This window comes from Ruminococcus bovis (genome assembly GCF_005601135.1).
In the GTDB taxonomy this organism is placed as follows: domain Bacteria; phylum Bacillota; class Clostridia; order Oscillospirales; family Acutalibacteraceae; genus Ruminococcoides; species Ruminococcoides bovis.
The window spans coordinates 2,165,030-2,187,864 of sequence record NZ_CP039381.1 but is presented as its reverse complement, the minus strand read 5'-3'; the positions used below and the strand labels follow the sequence as shown (position 1 = coordinate 2,187,864).

The following is a 22,835-nucleotide window of genomic DNA, read 5'->3' as shown; positions in this document are numbered from 1 at the left end:
TGTTATAATTAATTTGGTGATAAATATGGAACTTAGAGTTTTGAATTATTTTTTAGTTATTGCTAATGAAAAAAATTTTACTAAAGCAAGTCAGCTTTTACATATAACTCAACCTACCCTATCAAGGCAAATTGCTCAACTTGAAAAAGAACTAGGCACAAAGTTATTTATAAGAAACAATCACAACATTTCTTTAACTGAGGATGGATTAATTCTTAAAAGAAGAGCACAGGAAATTTTATCCTTAGCCGATAAGACAGTCAAGGAACTTTCTTACAATGAAAAGGAACTTGAAGGTGTAATAAATATTGGTTGTGGGGAATTTTTGTCTTCTAAAATTTTAGGTGATATTATTGCTGAATTTAGGAAGAAATATCCACTTGTACAATTTGACTTACATAGTGGCAACGGTTACAGTGTTTTTGACAGAATAGAAAGTGGACTTCTTGACATTGGACTTGTACAAACTCCTATTGATATAGACAAATATAACTATGTTACTATGCCTGTTAAGGAACTTTGGGGTGTTTACATTTGTGAAGAATGTGAATTAGCTAACAAGGAATTTGTTGAACCTAAGGACTTAAAAAATCTTCCTATGATTGTATCTATGAACAAGTTTATGCAACAAAAAGTAAACAGTTGGCTAGGTAAAAGCAGTGGTAATATGATTGTGGGAAAAGGTAATTTAATATACAATCAAGCTATGATGGGCAAAAGTACAGAAAGTTGTGTTGTAGGAATAGAACTTAACTGTAAATATGATGGTTTAAAATTTGTTCCTTTCAGTCCTAAAATTGAAAGTGAAACTGTGTTAATTTGGAAGAAAGACTGTATATTTTCTACTGCTACATCAACATTTATTGAGTTTATAGAACAATACCTAAAAGGCATAACTAACAATTAATTTTAAGTATTAGACATTGTATTATTAAGGATATATAATGTAAATAAGGAATAATATAATAAGTTATTTATCAGACAGGAGGAAAAGTAAATGAAGTATTTAGATAAGAAAGAATTTGACAAAGCCAACAAATTTGGCACAGGTAATCCTAATGATGCTTTTGCAAAGTATTTTGTTGGTAATTCATTTTTGAATCCACTAACTAATCCTAAGGATACAGCAGTATTCCTAGCTAATGTTACATTTGAACCGGGTTGTAGAAACAACTGGCACATTCATCACGCTAAGAGTGGTGGTGGACAACTACTTATCTGTACTGCCGGTGAAGGTTGGTATCAGGAAGAAGGCAAAGATGCAGTTGAACTAAAGGAAGGCTCTGTTATTACAATTCCACCTGAAGTTAAACATTGGCATGGTGCTAAGAAAGACAGCTGGTTCTCACACATTGCAGTAGAAGTTCCCGGTGAAGAAACTTCCAATGAGTGGTGTGAAGAAGTTAGTGATGAAGAATATAACAAATTGGAGGAAAAATAAATGAGTAAGAAATTAGTAGCTTATTTTTCAGCAAGTGGTGTTACAAAAAGCGTTGCAGAAAGACTTGCTAATATTGCAAATGCTGATTTATTTGAAATTAAACCTACTGAAAAATACACAAGTAAAGACCTAGACTGGATGGACAAGAAAAGTAGGACTACTTATGAAAAGGACCATCTTGACTTTAGACCTGAAATTAAATCTAAGGTTGAAAATATGGAACAGTATGATGAAGTTTTTGTTGGCTTCCCTATTTGGTGGTATGTTGCTCCTAACATTATTGATACTTTCCTAGAAAGTTATGACTTCTCCAACAAGAAAGTAATTCCATTTGCTACTTCCGGTGGCAGTGGTCTAGGTAGAACTGTTGATGTACTAAAGCCTCTATGTGACAGTAGCACAAAATGGGATAAGGGTAGAATGATGAACCATATTTCTGATGATGAAATCAAAAACTGGGTAGAAAGTTTATAAGGTGATAATATGAACTTAAAGATTACTGATCCTGAATATATTGAAAGATTCAATCATTTTGCATTTGATGAAGTTGTAAATGCTGAAGAAAGTCTAGACACTAAGACTAGATATATGGCTATTCTTGCAACACTTATCGGTTGTCAAGGTACTGATGCATACAGAGAAATGCTAGGCAAAGCACTTGATGACAAAGTTAGTCCTATTGTAATTAAAGAAGTTGTATATCAGGCTACTGACTATCTTGGTTATGGCAGAACTCTTAACTTCTTAAACATTACTAATGAAGTATTTGCTGAAAGAAATATTGAGATGCCACTTGAAAGTCAATGTACTACTACACTTGAAGACAGACTTGAAAAAGGTATTGAAGCTCAAGCTACTATCTTTGGTGAACATATGAATGAGGCCTGGAAAGCAGGTACTATCAACAAGTGGTTAGCTGATAATTGCTTTGGTGACTACTACACAAGAAAAGGTCTTACTCTTGCAGAAAGAGAAATGATTACTTTCTGTTTCTTATCTGCTCAAGGTGGTTGTGAACCTCAGCTTATTGCACATTCAAAAGGCAATATGAATATGGGCAATGACAAAGAATTTTTAATTAAAGTTGTTTTACAATGTGTTCCATATATTGGTTACCCTAGAAGTCTAAATGCTATTAACTGCATTAATAAGGCTTGTAAATAATTTAAAATTATAAAAAATTGACCTACACATTAGCGTAATGCTTTTGTGTAGGTCTTTTTATATAAGTAATTGAAAATGATTTTTTGTATTGATGAAGAAGTTTTCTTTTTGCATTTTGCTGATTTCGTAGGACAATGCACTTCTATCTACATTAAGGTAATCGGCTAATTCTTGGCGATTATAGGGAATATCAAAGGTAGTAGAATTCTTTGATTTTGACACATAGGACAGGTATGACAATAATTTCTCTCTAATAGTTTTAGGTGTTGTTATTAAAATTTTCTTAGACAGATTAAGGCACTTTACTGATGAGATTGTAAGTAAATTTTTGATTATACTATTATGATAAGTACACACATTACTACATAAGTTCATAATTTTATTGATTTCAAAGAATACTACTTTTGAATTTTTTGCTGACACTACATCAACCATAATTGGTTCATTCATAATGCAAGCATAATTTTCTCCGAAAATCTCCCCTACCGTTACTGTATCAATTATGTTCCTATTACCCCACACATCATTATTTTCTATTATTATATTTCCATCAAGTACAAGTCCTATTGTGTTTACACTTTGTCCTGTTGTAAAGATATACTCACCTTTGTTATATTCTTTGATAGTTGGTTTTAGACAATACAATAAGCTATTTAATTCTTCTACAGAAATATTATTAAACAATAATGAATTTTCTAGGACTTTTATATTCTCTTGGATTAAAAGTTTTTCTTGTAATTTCAAAATAGCAAATTCATCCTTTTTAGATTTTGTTGTAGAAACAACATAATTATAATTGAAAATATATTATACTAACCTCACAAAGTCAAGGGACTTTGAAATTTTGGAGGTATATATAATGGAAAATAAAATGTTTTGTTATCAATGTCAAGAAACTGCTAAATGTAGTGGTTGTACTATGAGTGGTGTATGTGGTAAGACACCTGACACAGCAGTTATGCAAGACTTGTTGGTATATGTAAGTAAGTTACTATCTACTGTTACAACACAGTTAAGAAAAGAAAACAAGGTTATTGATAAGGAAATTAATCACCTTATTACACTTAACCTATTTACAACAATTACAAATGCAAATTTTGACAAAAAGGTAATTGAAGAGAGAGTAACAGAAACTTTAAAGGTTAAGGAAGAATTACTTTCTAAGGTTAAGGATAAAAATTCTTTATCAGAAAAAGTATTTTGGAATGGCAACAAAGATGAATATGAAAGCAAAGGTAAAACTGTCGGTGTACTTTCTACTAAAGATGAAGATGTTAGAAGTTTAAGAGAGCTAATCACATATGGTTTAAAGGGACTTTCTGCATACAGTAAACATGCTAATGTGCTAATGAGTGACAATGAAGAAGTTGATGGATTTTTACAAAGTGCATTAGCTAAGACACTTGATGACAGTTTATCTGTTGAAGAATTGATTAATCTTACACTTGAAACAGGTAAATACGGTGTTGAGGGTATGGCTATGCTTGACAAGGCTAACACATCAACTTATGGTAATCCTGAAATTACTAAAGTTAATATTGGTGTAAAGAGTCGTCCCGGTATTCTTGTATCAGGTCATGATTTAAAGGATCTTGAAATATTACTAAAGCAAAGTGAAAATTCAGGTGTTGATATTTACACACATTCAGAAATGCTACCTGCACACTACTATCCACACTTTAAGAAGTATTCTCACTTTGTAGGTAACTACGGTAATGCTTGGTGGAAACAGAAAGAAGAATTTGAAAGTTTCAATGGTCCTATCCTAATGACAACTAACTGTATTGTGCCACCTAAGAAACGTTATATTGACAGGATATTCACTACAGGTGCTACAGGTTATCCGGGTGTTAAACATATTGATGGTTGTATTGGTGAAGAAAAAGACTTTTCCGAAATTATTGAACTTGCTAAAAAATGTCCACCACCTACTGAAATTGAACAAGGTGAAATTATCGGTGGCTTTGCTCGCAATCAAGTACTTTCACTTGCAGACAAAATTGTTGATGCAGTTAAAAGTGGTGATATTAAGAAGTTTGTTGTTATGGCAGGTTGTGACGGTAGAGCAAAATCAAGAAACTACTACACAGACTTTGCAAAGGCTTTACCTAAGGACACAGTAATCCTTACTGCCGGTTGTGCAAAATACAAGTACAACAAGCTAAATCTAGGTGATATTAACGGTATTCCTAGGGTACTTGATGCCGGTCAATGTAATGACTCATATTCACTTGCAGTTATTGCACTAAAACTGAAAGAAGTATTTGGACTTGATGACATTAATGAGTTGCCTATTATTTACAATATTTCTTGGTATGAACAGAAGGCAGTTATTGTTCTACTAGCATTATTATACTTAGGTGTAAAAAATATTCATCTTGGTCCTACACTACCTGCTTTTCTATCTGAAAATGTAGCAAAGGTGCTTGTTGATAACTTTGGTATTTCAGGTATCGGTACAGTTGAAGATGATATTGAATTATTTTTCGGGAAATAATTTATAAGAAAAAAGAACTAGGGTTGCAGTAAAATTACTACAACCCCAGTCGATATATAATATCATTTGTGCCATAAATTAATTAAAATAATGTTCTTTTCTCTGTTAATAAAATAACATACAATGTATGGAAAATCATTACTTGTGGTAAAATTAACCGAATATTTGACAAATTTAAATAATTTCACAACTAAACAGGCTACAAAAAAGCACAACCTTATAAAAGGTTGTGCTGAATTTTTAATTATACATTACCAAATTCTTGAAGTTCAAGTCCTTTATTATGTTCTAACGCCCAATCAATTGACCAATAAGATGTAAATAGAAGTAAGTGATTACCTTTTAAATCTTGAATTCTCTTAGTATCTGATGCTAAGTCAAGAGCCTTAACATCAACTTCACTGTCATTCTTAATCCAACGGATAAACTGATAAGGTAGGTTCTCCATAATAATTTCTACATTGTATTCATTGTTTAGTCTGTACTTTAGAACATCAAACTGAAGTACACCAACAACACCAACAATTACTTCTTCCATACCGGCATCAAGTTCCTGGAAAATCTGAATTGCACCTTCCTGTGCAATCTGGTTTGTACCCTTAATGAACTGCTTTCTCTTCATTGTGTCTTTCTGTCTAACTAAACAGAAATGTTCAGGTGCAAAGGTAGGAATACCCTTAAATTTAAACTTATGTGATGGTGAACAAACAGTATCACCGATTGAGAAAATACCCGGATCAAATACACCGATAATATCACCGGCATAGGCTTCATCAACAATTTCTCTTTCTTGAGCCATAATCTGTTGTGGTTGAGAAAGTTTGATTTTCTTGTTGCCTTGCATATGGAATACTTCCATATTCTTTTCAAACTTACCTGAACAAATACGCATAAAGGCAATTCTGTCTCTATGGTTCTTGTTCATATTAGCTTGAATTTTAAATACAAATGCTGAAAATTCATCACTCTTAGGTTCAATAATACCGTCATCAGATTCTCTAGCTAATGGTGGTGTAGTTAAGTTCAAGAATTCTTCTAGAAATGGTTCAACACCAAAGTTAGTTAAAGCTGAACCAAAGAATACAGGTGTAAGTTCACCTTTACGAACTGCATCAATATCAAATTCATCACCTGCACCATCAAGAAGTTCTACATCTTCAAGTAGAGTTTCTTTTTGACCATATGCTAGGTGTGAATCAAGTTCAGGGTCATCAAGAGTAAATTCTTCTTTTTCAACTTCCTTTTGACCATTATTAGCAGTAAAGGCAATAACTTTCTTAGTGTTTCTTTCATAAACACCCTTGAATTCTTTACCTGAACCTATAGGCCAGTTAATAGGACAAGTGTTGATACCAAGTACATTTTCAATATCTTCAAGTAGGTCATAAGGACTCTTAGAGTCTCTATCCATTTTATTAATAAATGTAATAATAGGAATATGTCGCATAACACAAACTTTGAAAAGTTTGATTGTCTGATTTTCTACACCCTTACTACCGTCAATAACCATTACTGCACAGTCAGCAGCCATCAGTGTTCTATAAGTATCTTCTGAGAAGTCTTGGTGTCCGGGTGTATCCAAAATGTTGATACAATATCCTTTATATTTAAACTGAAGAACTGAAGAAGTAACAGAAATACCTCTTTGTTTTTCAATTTCCATCCAGTCTGATACAGCATGTTTTGCTGTTCTCTTACCTTTTACAGAACCGGCAAGGTTAATTGCTCCTCCGTATAGCAAAAGTTTCTCTGTTAGTGTTGTTTTACCTGCGTCAGGGTGAGAAATGATTGCAAAGGTTCTTCTTTTATCAATTTCGTTAAATAAATCGCTCATTTTTCCTCCAATAATACTTGACATATCTCTAAAAGTATATTTTACTATTATTAATAGAATTAGTCAATGTTTTTGAGGTAATTATGAAGAAAATCGGATTATATATTCACATTCCTTTTTGCAAAAGTAAATGTCCTTACTGTGACTTTTTCAGCATTAAGATGAATGATGAAGAAATGAATAGGTATGTAGATAAAGTAATTGAAAGATTTGATAAGTACTGTAATGACAATATTGTGCTGGATACTGTTTATTTCGGTGGTGGTACACCCAGCACCTTGGGTACTGAAAGAATTGCTAAAATACTAAATGCAATTAATAATAAATTTACTGTTGATGAAAATGCTGAAATCACTATGGAAATGAACCCTACCAGCAAAGAATTAATCGACTTTACTGTACTTAAAGAATGTGGGTTAAACAGATTATCAATCGGTATGCAATCTGCTGTAGAAAATGAAATGAAGTTACTTGGAAGAACTCATAGTCAAGAAGATGTAATCAACACTGTTAATCTGGCTAAAAAGTCAGGTATTGATAATATTTCACTTGACCTTATTATCGGTGTACCTACTCAGACTAAAGAGTCACTAAAATATTCTGTGGATTTTTGTAAGTCACTTAATGTTAAGCATATTTCTGCTTATATTCTAAAGATTGAAGAAGGTACAAAGTTCTATACAATTAAGGACAGTTTAAATATGCCTAGTGATGATGAACAGGCTGAAATATATATGTATGTTAGCGAATACCTTGAAAGTATTGGATATAATCAATACGAAATTTCTAATTATTCTTTAGAGGGCTTTGAAAGTAAGCACAACACAAAATACTGGAGATGTGAAGAATATATTGGCATTGGTCCATCGGCTCATTCATTTTATAATGGTGAAAGATTTTACTACAACAGAAGTTTTGAAGAATTTTATAATGACAAAACTAATTTTGATTGTATTGGTGGTACTGAGGAAGAATTTATTATGCTAAATTTACGACTTAAAAGAGGTTTAATTTTTAAGGAATATGAAGAAAAGTATAATAAAAAATTTCCGGAAGAAATTATTAAGAAAGCTAAAATACTTGAAAAAGCAGGACTAGTGAATGTGGATAAAGAAAAGGTATCCCTAAATCGTAAGGGATACCTTGTATCTAATGCTATAATATGTGAGTTAATTTAGTAGAAAAATCTAATGTACTTTACATTATAGAAATCACAAGCAGTTACATTTCTTGTTCCTCGTTCATTGATTAAAAGGAAGTTTGCACCTACACCTAAAAGTGTACCCTCTAATGACTGAACTGTATTTGTACCCATCATAAAATTAACTTGAACCATTCTGCCGATTTGGGTTCTTGCAAAGCTATTTAGGTACTGAATATTCTGAGCATCTACTAAGAAAGGCTGAAATGGTTGGTTGTATTCTTCTATTGGTTGAGCACTTTCTTCTGTAGTTAAATTTACTCTCATTGGGGATGAAATTGGAACTGATGTACCTGTTGCAGTTTCACTTGAATTTCTGTTACCTGAATTAAGTTCATCTAAATCTGACATTGGAGTTGCTACAGTTTGAATACTGCTACTTGGTACAATATTTCCATCATTTACACCGGTAGTCATACTTTGATTTCTATTCATTTGGTGTGTATTTGCAATATCCTCTAGTGAAGGTATATTTACAATATCTGATGTATTAGCATACATATATCTATTTGGGTTATTACCTGTCAAACCATAAATTTGTCCTAAATCTATCATATTTCTATTAACCATATAATCCTCCTATTAAGTATCAGCATATGCGTTAGTTGGTGCATAAAAGCAATGCTCCCCTATTCGTGTATATAATATGCCTACCTTACTGGGAAAATATGTTGGACAAGTATCACTATATGGGTTAAAGTAGAAAAGGCTGTTACCTACTGTTGGAAGTCTTCCACCGGCTAAAGCCCAATCTGCAATTTCATATTGTATAGGGTCTGGGGTCATATTATAAACATTCTGAGGATTATAAGCACCACCTATATAATCGTGGTAACAGGTGAATTGTCGGTATTGAGTTAATATATTACGAACATTGCCACCGTCATTTATTCTTGCAAATTCTCCATAAGGAACTGTTGCTCTGTTCATAATTAGGGTTGCTATGGCTTTCATACCATCTTCCCCTTCGGATTCTGCTTCACACTTTAATATACGAGCAAATAGTTCTCTAGTGTCTAAAGCCATACTATCACCTCACCAATCGTTATATATTATGGTGAGGTTTTTATTTTGACACAAAATTAATCTATATGGTCTTCATAGTAATCGTCAGCATCTTCAAAATCATCAAAGTCGTCATAATGGTCTTCGTAAAAATCATCTGAGTCGCTATAACTTTTTACATTATATTCATCATCACTGTATGAATTTGAATTTTTTCTGTTATAAGAATAATTACTGTTGTATGAATTGTAATTTTCGTTTACTGTATAATCATCATATGTTGTGGTGGTAGTTGGAATAGTATGAGATTTATAAAACTGTGAATGCTCTTTATCCCTTGCTTTTCTTTCATTAACAGAATTTTCATAACCGGCTATTAAAGCCACTACAAGGATTATGCCGATAATTAGGAGAATTATGCTACCCGATGAATCAAAATGCTTTTTCTTATACTTACCTGTTGGTGAATGAATATCAGAATTACAAATTTGGTAATTCATAAAGTCGTTATTGAAATCATTGTTAAAATCATTGTTACTCATAGAAATACTCCTTTCATAAAGGTAATATCTTCTTACAGTTACATTATAACACATTTACTGTCCCAAATATGGGACTTTTCTTTTATATAAAGAAAAAAGCAAGGTGCATAAACACCTTGCTTCCTAGCAATATTTATATTTATTTTAAGGCTGTATAACCCATTAAATACTCATCAACTTCAGCTGCTGCATCTCTACCCTCACGAATAGCCCATACAACAAGTGACTGACCTCTGTGCATATCACCGGCAGTAAATACCTTTTCTACATTTGTAGAGTACTTACCTTGCTCTGTAGCAACATTACTTCTCTGGTTAGTTTCTACACCAAAAGCATCTGCAATATACTTCTTTGGACCTAAGAAACCTGCTGCAATTAGTACAAGTTCAGCATCTAGGTACTTTTCGCTACCCTCTACTTCTTGCATAACTCTTCTGCCTGTTTCCTTATCAGTAACGAACTGAACCATAACTGTCTTGACACCCTTTAGGTTGCCGTTTTCATCTTTGACAAATTCTTTAACAGTTGTCTGATAAATTCTTGGGTCATGACCGAATACTGCAATAGCTTCTTCCTGACCGTAGTCTGTTTTGCAGACTCTTGGCCATTCAGGCCATGGGTTGTTCTCTGCTCTTGAGTCAGGTAATTTTGGCATCATTTCAAGCTGAACTACTGACTTACAACCTTGACGGATTGATGTACCAACACAGTCATTACCTGTATCACCACCACCGATAATAACTACATTTTTGTCTTTAGCAGAAACATAGTTACCATCCTGTAGGTTAGAGTCAAGAAGGCTCTTTGTTGTTGCTTTTAGGAAATCTACTGCAAAGTAAATGCCGTTGGCATCTCTGCCCTCTGCTTTAATATCTCTTGGATTACCTGCACCACAACAAAGTACTATTGCATCAAACTTATTAAGTAGCTTACTAGCCTTTACATCTTCACCAATATTAGCATTTGTTTCAAACTTAACGCCTTCTTCTTTCATTAAGTTTACTCTTCTGTCAATGAACTGCTTTTCAAGTTTCATATTTGGGATACCATACATTAGTAGTCCACCGATACGGTCATCCTTTTCAAATACAGTAACATTGTGGCCTCTCTTGTTAAGTTGGTCGGCACAAGCTAAACCGGATGGACCTGAACCGATAATTGCAATATTCTTATCGGTTCTAACCTTTGGAGGGTTAGGCTGCATAAGACCTGAGTTATAAGCAAACTCAATGATAAAGTTTTCATTTTCCTTAACAGAAACAGGATTACCGTTAAGTCCACAAGTACAAGCTGCTTCACATAGAGCAGGACAAACTCTTGAAGTAAATTCAGGGAAGTTATTTGTCATAAGCAGTCTATGTGCTGCTGCCTCATATTCGTTAGTGTATAATAAATCGTTCCATTCAGGTACAAGGTTGTTCAAAGGACAACCTGATACCATACCCATAATAGGCTTACCGTTTTGACAGAAAGGAACACCACAATCCATACATCTTGATGCCTGTTGTCTTCTTTCGCTTTCAGGCAATGGTGTGTGGAACTCTTTATAATTCTTAATTCTTTCAAGAGGCGATGTGCCTACATTGCTTTTTCTTTCAAATTCTAAAAAACCAGTTGGCTTACCCATTTTCAACGCCTCACTTTCTTGTATTAATATAGAATGCTTCAATCTTTGCCTGTTCAGGTGTCATACCCTTTTCTTCCATAGCATACATTGTCTGCATCATCTTTGCGTAATCGTTTGGTAAAATCTTCTTAAACTTAGGAACATATTCATCAAAGTTATCAAGGATTTCCTTACCCTTTGGAGAGTCTGTTGCCTTAACATGTTCTTCAATCATATTCTTTAGTTCAAGAATATCGGCTTTTTCTGATACAACACTAACAGAAACAAGCTCCTTGTTCATTCTCATATATAGGTCTGAGTCTTCATCAAGTACATAAGCGATACCACCACTCATACCGGCTGCAAAGTTTTTACCTGTTTTACCTAGGATAGCAACTCTACCACCTGTCATATATTCACAACCATGGTCGCCTACACCTTCAACAACTGCAATAGCACCTGAGTTTCTTACACAGAAACGCTCACCTGCTACACCACTGATAAATGCTTTACCACTTGTAGCACCATATAGAGCAACATTACCGATGATAATGTTTTCATCTCTCTTAAATGTACTACCCTTTGGAGGATAAACTACAAGTTTACCACCTGATAGGCCTTTACCGAAGTAGTCGTTACTGTCGCCTACAAGTTCAAGTGTTAGACCCTTTGGAATAAATGCACCAAAGCTCTGACCACCGGCACCGTTACACTTAACCTTAAATGTATCATCTTCAAGTGTATTATCACCAAAGTGCTTTGTGATTTCTGAACCGAATATTGTACCAACAGAACGGTCTGTATTTGTAACATCAATTTCGATTGAATGTTTCTTCTTTTTGTTCTTAAATGCAGGTTCTAACTGCTTTAGAATAACCTTTTCATCAATAGTCTTTTCAAGTTCAAAGTTATAAACGTCAGCTGGGTTAAATCTCTGAGGTTCATCAGAATTAACAAATGGATTGTTGATAATCTGGCTTAAGTCAATTCTTGAAGCTTTGCTACCCTCTTCAGTTTCTTTAACCTTTAGTAGGTCTGTTCTACCGATTAGTTCATCAACTGTACGGATACCAAGTTTAGCCATATATTCTCTTAACTCTTGAGCAATAAAGTGCATAAAGTTAACTACATATTCAGGCTTACCCTTAAATCTCTTACGAAGTTCAGGGTTCTGAGTTGCAATACCTACAGGACAAGTGTCTAGGTTACATACTCTCATCATTACACAACCCATTGTTACCAGAGGAGCAGTTGCAAAACCATATTCTTCTGCACCAAGTAAAGCAGCTACAAGAACATCTCTACCTGTCATTAGCTTACCATCTGTTTCAATAACAACCTTAGAACGAAGTCCGTTCATAATTAGTGTTTGATGAGTTTCTGCAAGACCAAGTTCCCATGGTAAACCTGCATTATAAATTGAGTTTCTAGGAGCAGCACCTGTACCACCATCAAAACCTGAAATTAGGATAACACCTGCACCTGCCTTTGCAACACCGGCTGCAACTGTACCTACACCTGCTTCTGATACAAGCTTAACTGAAATTCTGGCATCTTTATTAGCATTCTTACAGTCATAGATTAGCTGTGCTAAGTCTTCGATTGAATAAATATCGTGATGTGGTGGAGGTGAAATTAGGCTAACACCGGGAGTTGAATGACGAGTCTTTGCAATCCAAGGATAAACCTTCTTACCTGGAAGATGACCACCTTCACCCGGTTTTGCGCCCTGAGCCATTTTAATCTGAATTTCTTTTGCACTTACTAGATATTCTGATGTAACACCAAATCTACCGGAAGCAACCTGTTTAATTGCTGAACAACGGTTAAGACCATCTTTACCGATTGTTAGACGGTCAGTATCTTCGCCACCTTCACCGGAATTTGACTTACCACCGATTTGGTTCATAGCAATTGCCATTGTTTCATGAGCTTCCTTAGAAATTGAACCGTATGACATAGCACCTGTCTTGAATCTATGGCAAATGCTTTCAACACTTTCAACTTCATCAATTGGAATACCACCATCTTCAGGGAAGTTAAAGTCAAGAAGACTTCTTAGGTTCATATTTGTATCTTCTCTGTTGATAGCTTCTGAATATTTCTTGAACAAATCATAATTGTCTGTCCAAGTAGCTTCCTGTAGAAGGTGAATTGTTTCAGGATTATATAGGTGTTCTTCCTTACCACTTCTTAGCTTATGACTACCGGCACTTTCAACTTCAAGCTGAATATTTAGGTCTAGTGGGTCAAATGCTGATGCATGAAGTCTTTCGGAACGCTTACTAATATCCTGTAGTGTAATACCACCAACTCTTGAAACAGTATTTGTAAAATACTTATCAATTACTTCCTTAGAAATACCGATTGCTTCAAAAATCTTAGAACCTAGGTATGACTGAATTGTTGAAATACCCATTTTTGATGCAATCTTAACGATGCCATGTAGGATAGCATCGTTATAATCGTTAACTGCTGCGTAATAATCTTTATCAAGTGAACCTGAATCTACTAGGTCACGGATTGTTTCTTGTGCTAGATAAGGGTTAATTGCACTTGCACCGTAACCAAGTAGTGTTGCAAAGTGATGAACTTCACAAGGTTCTGCACTTTCAAGAACAACAGAGATTGATGTTCTCTTCTTTGTTCTAACTAGGTGCTGTTGCATTGCTGATACAGCTAGAAGTGAAGGAATAGCTACATGGTATTCATCAACACCTCTATCTGATAGAATGATAATATTTGCACCGTCTTTATATGCCTTATCAGCTAATAGGAACAGATGTTCAATAGCCTTAGCTAGGTTTGTACTCTTATAATAAGTGATTGGAATAACTGCTGACTTTAGACCGGGAGCATCAATGTTCTTAATCTTTAGTAAGTCAGTATTTGTTAGGATTGGGTCTTCAATCTTTAGAATATGACAGTTCTCAGGTTTTTCTTCTAGGATGTTACCGTTACTGCCTAGATGAACACTTGTATCAGTAACAATCTCCTCACGAATTGAGTCAAATGGAGGGTTTGTTACCTGTGCAAACAACTGCTTAAAGTAGTTAAACAAAGGACCATCCTTTTGTGATAAAGGAGGAATTGCAGTATCTGCACCCATAGCTGCAATTGGTTCTGTACCATTTTTAGCCATTGGTAGGATACTTGTTCTAATCTGTTCGTATGTATAACCAAAAGCCTTTTGATGTCTTACAAGTGACTCTTTGTCATACTTTTCTATACCCTTATTAGGAATCTTTAAGTCAGCTAGGTGAAGTAGATTTTGGTCTAACCATTCACCGTATGGCTGTCTTGTTGAATAATATTCCTTAATATCTTCGTCATCAATTAGCTTACCCTTGACTGTATCAACAAGTAGCATTTTACCTGGGCGAAGTCTTTCTTTTACTACAACATCTTCAGCCGGAATGTCAATACAACCAACTTCTGAAGAAAGAACTAGGAAACCGTCTTTTGTAATATAGTATCTTGATGGTCTTAAACCGTTTCTGTCAAGAACTGCACCCATCATGTCACCATCTGAGAAGATGATTGATGCCGGACCATCCCATGGTTCCATCATTGTTGCATAATACTGATAGAAGTCTCTCTTTTCTAGAGACATTGTACGGTTGTTTCTCCAAGGTTCAGGAATTGTAATCATAACAGCCAGAGGAAGTGGCATACCTGCCATCATCATAAATTCTAGAGTATTATCAAGTCTGGCTGAGTCAGAACCGTTAGGATCAACAATTGGGAATACCTTTGACAAATCATCACCAAAAACTTCTGATGAAATAGATTCTTCACGAGCTAACATTCTATCTGCGTTACCTGTGATTGTATTGATTTCACCATTATGAACAATAATTCTGTTTGGGTGAGCCTTTTGCCATGAAGGATTTGTATTTGTACTGAATCTACTATGTACTGTAGCAATAGCAGAAACAAATTTATCACTCTGTAGGTCATAGAAGAACTTTCTTAGTTCTTTAACAAGGAACATACCTTTATAAACGATTGTACGGCTTGAAAGAGAAACAACATAAGTATCTTCGTTACTCTGTTCAAATACTCGTCTTGCAATATATAACTTTCTATCGAAAGGTAATCCCTGTTCTACATTAGAAGGTCTCTTAACAAAACCCTGCATAATGTAAGGCATACTGTCTAATGCCTTTTGACCGATTACTGATGGATCAGTAGGAACTTCTCTCCAACCTAAGAACTCTAGATTTTCTTTCTTAATAATAATTTCAAAAAGCTTCATAGCTTGAAGTCTTTTTAGCTTATTCTGTGGGAAGAAGAACATACCAATACCGTAATCTCTTTCCTCACCAATATCAAAACCTAGGTCAGCAGTAGCATCTTTGAAAAATTCGTGACAAATCTGTAGAAGAATACCAACACCATCACCGGTTTTGCCTTCGGCATCTTTACCGGCTCTATGTTCAAGTGTTTCTACAATACTTAAAGCATTGTCAACAACTTTTCTTGATTTAATGCCGTTGATGTTGACTACTGCACCGATACCACAGTTGTCATGCTCAAAACGAGGATCATACAAACCCTGTTTTGCAAATGGTTCCTGATTTCTGAAGTTATCCATCAGAAGCACCTACTTCCTTTTTATTAGTTTCTTTATATTGAACACTAACCCTACATATAGTTATAGGGGTGAACTCTACAACAATTTTTAAGATTTATTGCATAAATAACTTTAACACAATAAAGGACATATGTCAAGGAAAATTGCAATTATTTATATTTTTGTTGCAATTTTCTCTGTTTTTAGTATGTTTTTTGAAACTAATTCGAAATATTTGCAAGTTTCTTATTCATTCTTGCAATTATATTTTAGTCATACAAGACCTATTAAATTAATATGTATTCTTAGGGCAGTTTCTACATATTGTTAGAAAAATAATATTATTTTGATTAATATTGTAGAAATAATTTGTAATATTTTTAAAGAAAACTGACCTTGAATTAACAAGGTCAGTTATAATTTAACTTATTTCAACTACTACTTCATAAGAACCATAAATCCAACAACCGTCTTTATCTTTCAGAGTTAGACTTAAAGGCATGGTCCTTGAACCTGCTGATACTTCAGTACCTGTAAAATCAATTACTGCATCAATATCATTCTCATCAATATTTTTCAAGGCACTCTTTGTACCATACAGAGTTACTTCTACAGACTGAGTAGTAACATTTGCAGAATACTTTTTATCAAGCCCCTTAATATCAAAATCAGTTAATGTAATAGTTTTCTTTTCCATTGAGGACAAGTCCATATTAACAACAACAGAATTAACTGAATTAATATCAACACACTTATTAGGAATATCAAGATTTTTATTAATCTTATAATCTTTATTCCGTAAAGTTGAGAAGTCAATAGGCTCAATATTTACCTTAGTAATATTTTCAATATTACTTGAGTCAGCACCTAAGGATATTGAATTAGGTTCAATCTTGCAATACTTAGTTAAATCAATTCCACTAGGTCCATTTACAGTACTTAGTTCAACATTAACATCTTTCTTCTGTAGTACACTTACTGTAGCTTTTACCTTTGATGGTGAAATTGTAAGTGTATCATTGGTTTTGATTTCTTCACCGAAAGAATCAAGTAACTTAACATCATATTCATTAGTTACGGAACTCTTAAGTTCTTCCTTAACATTGCCTTCAACTACAACTTTATCAATTTTCTTAATTTCAGTTTCAGGTCCTGAAATAGTAACAGACTCGTTATCAAGAAGGACAGTACCATAGTAATCCTTAGGAATGGTATAACTAATATTCTGTTCGATTTTCTTAGTTACATTTCTGTTTCTGTCAAGTTTAATATAAACTGTACTAGGAGAAACTGACTCAATAGTATAGTTTAGTGAACTTGACTTTTTCTTGGCTACAAGTGACAAGGTATATGAACCGGCAGAAGTAAGGTTATCGGTTTGTTCCGGTACAATCTCAATATCATCAGAAGTAAGATTACCGATAATTGAACGGTTGCCTGAAACTGTTACAGTACCCTTAAGTTCATCATTGTTAAATACCTTTAGTCCTTGGCTACTTGCAGTATCGGGCAAATCAATTGTAATAGGAATATTAGAAACTGAATAGCTTGTTTCTGCAAAGTCACCCATATTAATACTAATCCAAATTGTAAGAGAAATAACAACAGACAGTATTATTAGAAAAAGTTTGTTGGAAAAAATTCTAGACAAAATACCTTTATTCATCTTTCTTGTTCTCCTTTCTAGAGGAGAATTTACTTAGAAAATTCTTTTTCTCTTGTGTAGGGATAAGTTCTTCTTCCAGTTTTTTAATCAAAGATGTTTTGTTGTAATTAGAAGTTAATTCTCCATTTTGTGCAACAGAAATTGTACCTGTTTCTTCAGATACAACAACAATAACTGCATCTGAAACTTCAGAAATACCTAGGGAAGCTCTATGTCTTGTACCTAAGTTCATATCTACATCTTCGTTTCTTGAAGTTAAAGGCAAAATACAACCTGCTGACTTAACAAGTCCGTTACTGATAATTACTGCACCGTCATGAAGTGGTGCTTTGTTAAAGAACAAGTTACCTAAAATAGCAGTTGAAGTATCTGCGTTAATCTCTACACCGGTTGCTGCAATATCCGAAAGTTTGGTTTCTCTTTCAAATACTATCAAAGCACCTGTTTTTTGTCTGCTAAATACCTCAGCAGTTTCTGCTACATCTAAAATTGCCTTTTTCTCTTTTTCTATCCATTCATCAGTTCGGTTTACCCTATTCATAAAGGAAAAGCTCTTTATATTTTTACGACCTAACTGTTCCAAAGCATTTCGTATTTCCGGTTGGAAAATAATTGCCAACAAAACAACACCAAATTCAAACAATGTTTTCAGCAAGTTCTTCATCATCAACATATTAAATATTGACGCAACCAGGTAGGCAATCATTAAGATTACTATACCTTTTACAAGTTGTTCTGCTCTGGTATCTCGAACAAGTTTAAATAGACTATATACAATAAAGGCAATAACAACAATATCAATAACATCAACAAATCTGAATGTTTTTAGCACTGTTAAAATACTATCGAACAATGCACCTATATTCATTGTTACCACTCCTTTTATTTTTACTTACATATATTTTAGCATAAAAATAATACTAGTTCAAGAAAATTTTAAATTGTTAATTTTCTTATAACATTTAGTAGGTAATTTATGTCATTTATTGTATTAAATGCTCCAGGAACTACTCTTACTGTACCATTTTCTATAGTATTCATTGTTGTATGAGCAAGTGGTGAACAATGAAGTCCTCCCCTAGTCATTATTCCGTATTTATTTAATTTTGCTACAAGGTCCTCAGAATAAACTCCATCTATATTAAAAGAAACTACCGGTGCTACTTTGCCATAATCAAAGGACTTATTATAGGTTATAACCTTTCTGTTATTCGCTAGTCCATTAAATAGGTGTTTTGCAAGTTTATATTCGTGGTTATAAATATTTTTGATACCTCTATTTTTTACAAAGTCAACTCCTGCCTTTAGTCCTGAAATACCGTTCATATTTTGTGTGCCACTTTCAAACTTTTCAGGTAGTCCTTCAGGCTGAGATTTCTTAACAGATTCAGTACCTGTACCACCATATAATAATGGTTTTAAATTGCGATTATTCAGGATTAGAACACCTGTACCCATTGGACCATAAAGGCTTTTGTGACCTGACATACAGACAAAATCATATTGATTTGTGCCAACATCTATATCAAATACACCGGCAGACTGTGCTGAATCTACACAAAAGAGAATTCCGTAAGCATGACACAATGCACATATTCTTTCAATAGGAAACCTAAAACCAAAAACATTTGATGCATGAGTACAGATAACTAATTTTGTTTCAGGTTTTATTAGGTGTCGCACATTATCTACTGTTTCATTATCGTCGTAGGAATAATCAAAGGTTGAATAAGTTACACCTTTATCTTTTAATGATTCCAAAGGTCTTGTAATAGAATTATGCTCCATTGAAGATATTAGAACATGGTCACCTTCATTTAGTAAACCAAAAATTACTGTATTTAGTGCCATTGTACAATTCTCTGTAAAGATAATTTCTTCCTCACTATTTGCATTGAAAAGTTCCTTTAATCTTTTTCTACATTCATAAATTTCTTTAGCAGCTCTCAGAGAAAGTGAGTGACCACTTCTTCCGGGATTAGCACTAAACTTCTTTAATGATATATCTACATTTTGCCGTACTGACAGTGGCTTAGGAAAAGAAGTTGCACCATTATCAAGATAAATCACCTATTTACAATACCTAAAACTGAAATTTTATTTTTTAGGAGAATATCCTTTGCTTTATCAACATCACCAAGCACCAGTAAACTGTATCCACAAGAACGAGCAATATTGTTCTTTGGTGTTCTTTCAACAGAACATTTTATATTGTGTTTGTCAAGTATTTCCTTAGACTTTAAGGCACTTGACACAGAATTTAATAATATATATTTTTTCAATAAAATCACCCCATAGTACATCACATTAATATACTATGGGGTGAGAATTTATATGTGTTTATTAGATTATTCAGCAAGTAAATCTGACATATCATACATACCGGACTTTTTATCCTTCATAAATACGGCTGCATTGATAGAACCAATAGCAAAAACTTCCTTAGAATGAGCTTCATGTTTAATAGAAACTACTTCATCATGACCGGCAAAAATAACTTCATGTTCACCGACAATTGTACCACCACGAATTGAGTGAATACCGATTTCGTTCTTATCTCTCTTCTTTCTATAAGCATGTCTATCATAAACATACTGCTTTTCTGTTGGAGATACAGAAGAAATACCATCAGCAATCATAAGTGCAGTACCACTAGGAGCATCTAACTTTTGGTTATGGTGCTTTTCGATAACTTCAATATCAAAGTTATCACCATGGTTAGCAAATACTTTTGTTGCCATTTTGCAAAGTTCAACCATTAGGTTGATACCAAGTGACATATTACCTGAATAGAAAATAGCAGTCTTTTCTGATGCATTCTTAATTTCTGCAATTTGTTCTTCAGAAAAACCTGTTGTACAGATAACTGCAGGAACTGCATTTGTTACTGCATAGTCAAGCATAGTATCTAGTACTGCAGGATTACTAAAGTCGATAATTGCATCATACTTTTCAGTAATTTCAGAAAAACTCTTATATACTGTAAAATCATAGTCGCCACAATCGTAAGCGTCTACACCACAAGCAATTTCACAATCGTTTCTTTCATCAATTGCCTTTACAATAGCGTGACCCATCTTACCTGAGCAACCACTTAAAATAACCTTTGTCATTATTATTCCCCTTAAATATAGTTATGGGCGTACAATGTACGCCCAAATTCATTAGTTTAATTACTTCTTGTACTTATCAAGTAGGTTGTACTTAGCTAAGCAATCCTTTAGGTCATGATAACCTGAATAGCTCATTGGTACAAGTGGTAATCTACATTCACCGGCATTGAAACCGATTAGGTTCATAGCAGTCTTAACAGGAATAGGGTTAACATCTGAGAACATAATATCCATTAGTTCAACAAAATGGAAGTTCATTTCTGCTGCTCTCTGGAAATCATTATCAAGACAAGCCTGACAAATTTCGTGCATTTCCTTAGGGCAGAAGTTTGAGAATACAGAAATAACACCCTTACCACCTAGAGACATAAATGGAACTGTCTGGTCATCGTTACCTGAATAAATAGCAAAGTCATCTGAACATAGGCTTCTTGTTAGAGAAACTGATGAAATATCACCGTTAGCTTCCTTAACACCTACAATGTTCTGGTGCTTTTCAAGTTCAGCATATGTCTTTGGCTGCATATTACAACCTGTTCTTGATGGAACATTGTAAAGAATGATTGGTAGGTCAACAGAATCGGCAATTGTTGTAAAGTGCTTTACTAAACCGGCCTGTGAAGTCTTGTTGTAGTATGGAGTTACAGAAAGCAAACCGTCTGCACCATACTTCTGTGCTGACTTTGATAGGCTGATTGCAGTAGCAGTATCGTTACTACCTGTACCTGCAATAACCGGAATTCTCTTGTTAACCTTTTCTGCTACATATGAAAGAACAGCCTTGTGTTCTTCAACTGAAAGTGTAGCAGCTTCGCCTGTTGTACCACAAGCGATAATAGCATCAGTACCGTTTTCAATCTGGAATTCAAGTAGTCTTCCAAGTTCATCAAAGTTAACTGAACCGTCGCTATTCATAGGTGTAATTAAGGCAACACCTGCACCTGTAAAAATTGGTGTACTCATTATATATAACCTCCAAAAGGTTTAGTTTTCAATATATCCTTCAGCACATAGAAGTTCAGCTAGAAGAACTGCACCACCTGCAGCACCTCTTAGTGTGTTATGGCTCATACATACAAACTTCATATCGTACTGAGTATCAGGTCTTAATCTACCGATTGAGATAGCCATACCGTGTTCTAGAGTTCTGGCTGTCTTAATCTGTGGCTGGTCTGGTTCTGTAAAGTAGTGTAGGAACTGCTTTGGAGCACTTGGTAGCTCTAGTTCCTGAGCTCTACCCTTATAGTTTTCCCATGTTTCGATAATCTTTTCTTCTGATGGAACTTCACCGTCAAATGAAACAAATACAGCTGCTGTATGACCATCTGAAACAGGAACTCTTAGGCACTGTGATGTGATAGCAATATCATCAGTATCAACAATCTGGTCGCCTTCAATGTGACCCCAAATCTTTAGTGGTTCTTTTTCTGACTTTTCTTCTTCGCCACCGATATATGGGATTAGGTTGTCAACCATTTCAGGCCATCTTTCAAATGTTTTACCTGCACCTGAAATTGCCTGATAAGTACAAGCAAGAACCTTGTTACAACCTAGTTCTCTTAGTGGGTGTACTGCAGGTACATATGACTGTAGAGAACAGTTAGACTTAACTGCAACAAAGCCTTTCTTTGTGCCAAGTCTCTTTCTCTGAGAATCAATAATCTTAATATGGTCAGCATTGATTTCAGGGATAACCATTGGTACATCAGGTGTGTGTCTGTGAGCTGAGTTATTTGAAACAACAGGACATTCTGCCTTTGCATAAGCTTCTTCTAGTTCACGAATCTGATCTTTTGGCATATCAACAGCACAAAATACAAAGTCAACCTTTGATGCAACTTCTTCAACATTAGCTGCGTCAAGGATAATCATATCTTCCATAGCCTTTGGAATTGGTGTTGTCATAGCCCAACGAGATTCTACACATTCTTTATATGTTTTACCTGCACTTCTTTTACTTGCAGCAAGTGCTGTAACAGTAAACCAAGGGTGATTTTCAAGTAGAGTTGCAAATCTCTGACCTACCATACCTGTAGCGCCGATGATACCAACTTTATAATTTTTCATATTCGTCTTCCTCCAAATTTAAAAAATCAGTTGTGTTTTTCTCAAGTTTATTATATTATATATTAGGAAAAACAAATTGACCTATTTTCTTATTTATTCTATCATTTAAGAAAGATTATGTCA

Annotated in this window: 20 protein-coding genes; 6 read left to right on the top strand and 14 right to left on the bottom strand. The window is 34.3% G+C overall.

Translation table 11 applies throughout. The annotated features are described in order from the left end of the window. Positions 1-25 precede the first annotated feature (25 nt). The 4 genes from E5Z56_RS10290 to E5Z56_RS10275 all read left to right on the top strand — a co-directional run bounded on the left by E5Z56_RS10290 (position 26) and on the right by E5Z56_RS10275 (position 2,605). On the top strand, positions 26-907 hold the full coding sequence (locus E5Z56_RS10290; protein ID WP_138157708.1) for a LysR family transcriptional regulator: 882 nt from the start codon (positions 26-28) through the stop codon (positions 905-907). Positions 908-997: 90 nt separating this feature from the next. After that, positions 998-1,441 carry a cupin domain-containing protein gene (locus tag E5Z56_RS10285; RefSeq protein WP_138157707.1) on the top strand — a complete coding sequence of 148 codons (444 nt, stop codon included), beginning with the start codon at positions 998-1,000 and terminating at the stop codon, positions 1,439-1,441. After that, complete coding sequence (locus tag E5Z56_RS10280; protein ID WP_138157706.1) at positions 1,442-1,915, top strand: flavodoxin; 474 nt, start codon at positions 1,442-1,444, stop codon at positions 1,913-1,915. It abuts the gene before it with no gap. A gap of 9 nt (positions 1,916-1,924) precedes the next feature. Further along, complete coding sequence (locus E5Z56_RS10275) at positions 1,925-2,605, top strand: carboxymuconolactone decarboxylase family protein (RefSeq protein ID WP_138157705.1); 681 nt, start codon at positions 1,925-1,927, stop codon at positions 2,603-2,605. A gap of 57 nt (positions 2,606-2,662) precedes the next feature. Here the strand turns inward: E5Z56_RS10275 and E5Z56_RS10270 are convergent, their stop codons facing one another. Next, positions 2,663-3,349 carry a Crp/Fnr family transcriptional regulator gene (locus E5Z56_RS10270; RefSeq protein ID WP_232842438.1) on the bottom strand — a complete coding sequence of 229 codons (687 nt, stop codon included), beginning with the start codon at positions 3,347-3,349 and terminating at the stop codon, positions 2,663-2,665. Positions 3,350-3,464: 115 nt separating this feature from the next. Here E5Z56_RS10270 and hcp point away from each other — a divergent pair, with 115 nt between their 5' ends. After that, positions 3,465-5,102: a hydroxylamine reductase gene (gene hcp, locus E5Z56_RS10265; RefSeq protein ID WP_138157704.1), complete on the top strand. Its 1,638-nt coding sequence runs from the start codon at positions 3,465-3,467 to the stop codon at positions 5,100-5,102. Between the two features lie 244 nt (positions 5,103-5,346). On the opposite strand, the gene E5Z56_RS10260 is transcribed toward hcp, so the two are convergent. After that, positions 5,347-6,936 carry a peptide chain release factor 3 gene (locus tag E5Z56_RS10260; RefSeq protein ID WP_138157703.1) on the bottom strand — a complete coding sequence of 530 codons (1,590 nt, stop codon included), beginning with the start codon at positions 6,934-6,936 and terminating at the stop codon, positions 5,347-5,349. A gap of 83 nt (positions 6,937-7,019) precedes the next feature. Between E5Z56_RS10260 and hemW the strand changes: the two genes are divergently transcribed. Next, positions 7,020-8,114 carry a radical SAM family heme chaperone HemW gene (gene hemW, locus E5Z56_RS10255; protein ID WP_138157702.1) on the top strand — a complete coding sequence of 365 codons (1,095 nt, stop codon included), beginning with the start codon at positions 7,020-7,022 and terminating at the stop codon, positions 8,112-8,114. Here hemW and E5Z56_RS10250 read toward each other — a convergent pair. The 12 genes from E5Z56_RS10250 to asd all read right to left on the bottom strand — a co-directional run bounded on the left by E5Z56_RS10250 (position 8,111) and on the right by asd (position 22,712). Then, the gene (locus E5Z56_RS10250; RefSeq protein ID WP_138157701.1) at positions 8,111-8,707 is read right to left on the bottom strand and encodes a hypothetical protein; all 597 of its coding nucleotides are present in this window, start codon (positions 8,705-8,707) and stop codon (positions 8,111-8,113) included. The two genes, hemW and E5Z56_RS10250, sit on opposite strands and share 4 nt — an antisense overlap. Before the next feature lie 12 nt (positions 8,708-8,719). After that, complete coding sequence (locus tag E5Z56_RS10245) at positions 8,720-9,163, bottom strand: cell wall hydrolase (protein WP_138157700.1); 444 nt, start codon at positions 9,161-9,163, stop codon at positions 8,720-8,722. A gap of 56 nt (positions 9,164-9,219) precedes the next feature. After that, complete coding sequence (locus E5Z56_RS10240) at positions 9,220-9,684, bottom strand: hypothetical protein (protein WP_138157699.1); 465 nt, start codon at positions 9,682-9,684, stop codon at positions 9,220-9,222. 139 nt (positions 9,685-9,823) lie between these two features. Then, entirely contained in the window at positions 9,824-11,311 is a 1,488-nt protein-coding gene (locus tag E5Z56_RS10235) for a glutamate synthase subunit beta (protein WP_138157698.1), read from the bottom strand. 10 nt (positions 11,312-11,321) lie between these two features. Beyond that, positions 11,322-15,887: a glutamate synthase large subunit gene (gene gltB, locus E5Z56_RS10230; RefSeq protein WP_138157697.1), complete on the bottom strand. Its 4,566-nt coding sequence runs from the start codon at positions 15,885-15,887 to the stop codon at positions 11,322-11,324. 400 nt (positions 15,888-16,287) lie between these two features. Continuing rightward, a complete protein-coding gene (locus E5Z56_RS10225) occupies positions 16,288-17,532 on the bottom strand; it encodes a CdaR family protein (RefSeq protein WP_138157696.1) in 1,245 nt (414 codons plus the stop codon). Continuing rightward, complete coding sequence (gene cdaA / locus E5Z56_RS10220; protein WP_138157695.1) at positions 17,525-18,400, bottom strand: diadenylate cyclase CdaA; 876 nt, start codon at positions 18,398-18,400, stop codon at positions 17,525-17,527. Before cdaA ends, E5Z56_RS10225 begins: the two co-directional genes overlap by 8 nt. Before the next feature lie 68 nt (positions 18,401-18,468). Further along, positions 18,469-19,602: an aminotransferase class V-fold PLP-dependent enzyme gene (locus E5Z56_RS10215; protein WP_138157694.1), complete on the bottom strand. Its 1,134-nt coding sequence runs from the start codon at positions 19,600-19,602 to the stop codon at positions 18,469-18,471. Continuing rightward, complete coding sequence (locus tag E5Z56_RS10210) at positions 19,599-19,814, bottom strand: DUF3343 domain-containing protein (protein WP_175405461.1); 216 nt, start codon at positions 19,812-19,814, stop codon at positions 19,599-19,601. Before E5Z56_RS10210 ends, E5Z56_RS10215 begins: the two co-directional genes overlap by 4 nt. Before the next feature lie 66 nt (positions 19,815-19,880). Continuing rightward, positions 19,881-20,645 (bottom strand): 4-hydroxy-tetrahydrodipicolinate reductase, encoded by a 765-nt coding sequence (gene dapB, locus E5Z56_RS10205; protein WP_022506338.1) that lies wholly within the window; start codon positions 20,643-20,645, stop codon positions 19,881-19,883. Between the two features lie 60 nt (positions 20,646-20,705). Then, positions 20,706-21,608 carry a 4-hydroxy-tetrahydrodipicolinate synthase gene (gene dapA / locus E5Z56_RS10200; protein WP_022506339.1) on the bottom strand — a complete coding sequence of 301 codons (903 nt, stop codon included), beginning with the start codon at positions 21,606-21,608 and terminating at the stop codon, positions 20,706-20,708. Between the two features lie 21 nt (positions 21,609-21,629). Then, complete coding sequence (asd, locus tag E5Z56_RS10195; RefSeq protein ID WP_138157692.1) at positions 21,630-22,712, bottom strand: aspartate-semialdehyde dehydrogenase; 1,083 nt, start codon at positions 22,710-22,712, stop codon at positions 21,630-21,632. Between the last annotated feature and the right edge of the window lie 123 nt (positions 22,713-22,835).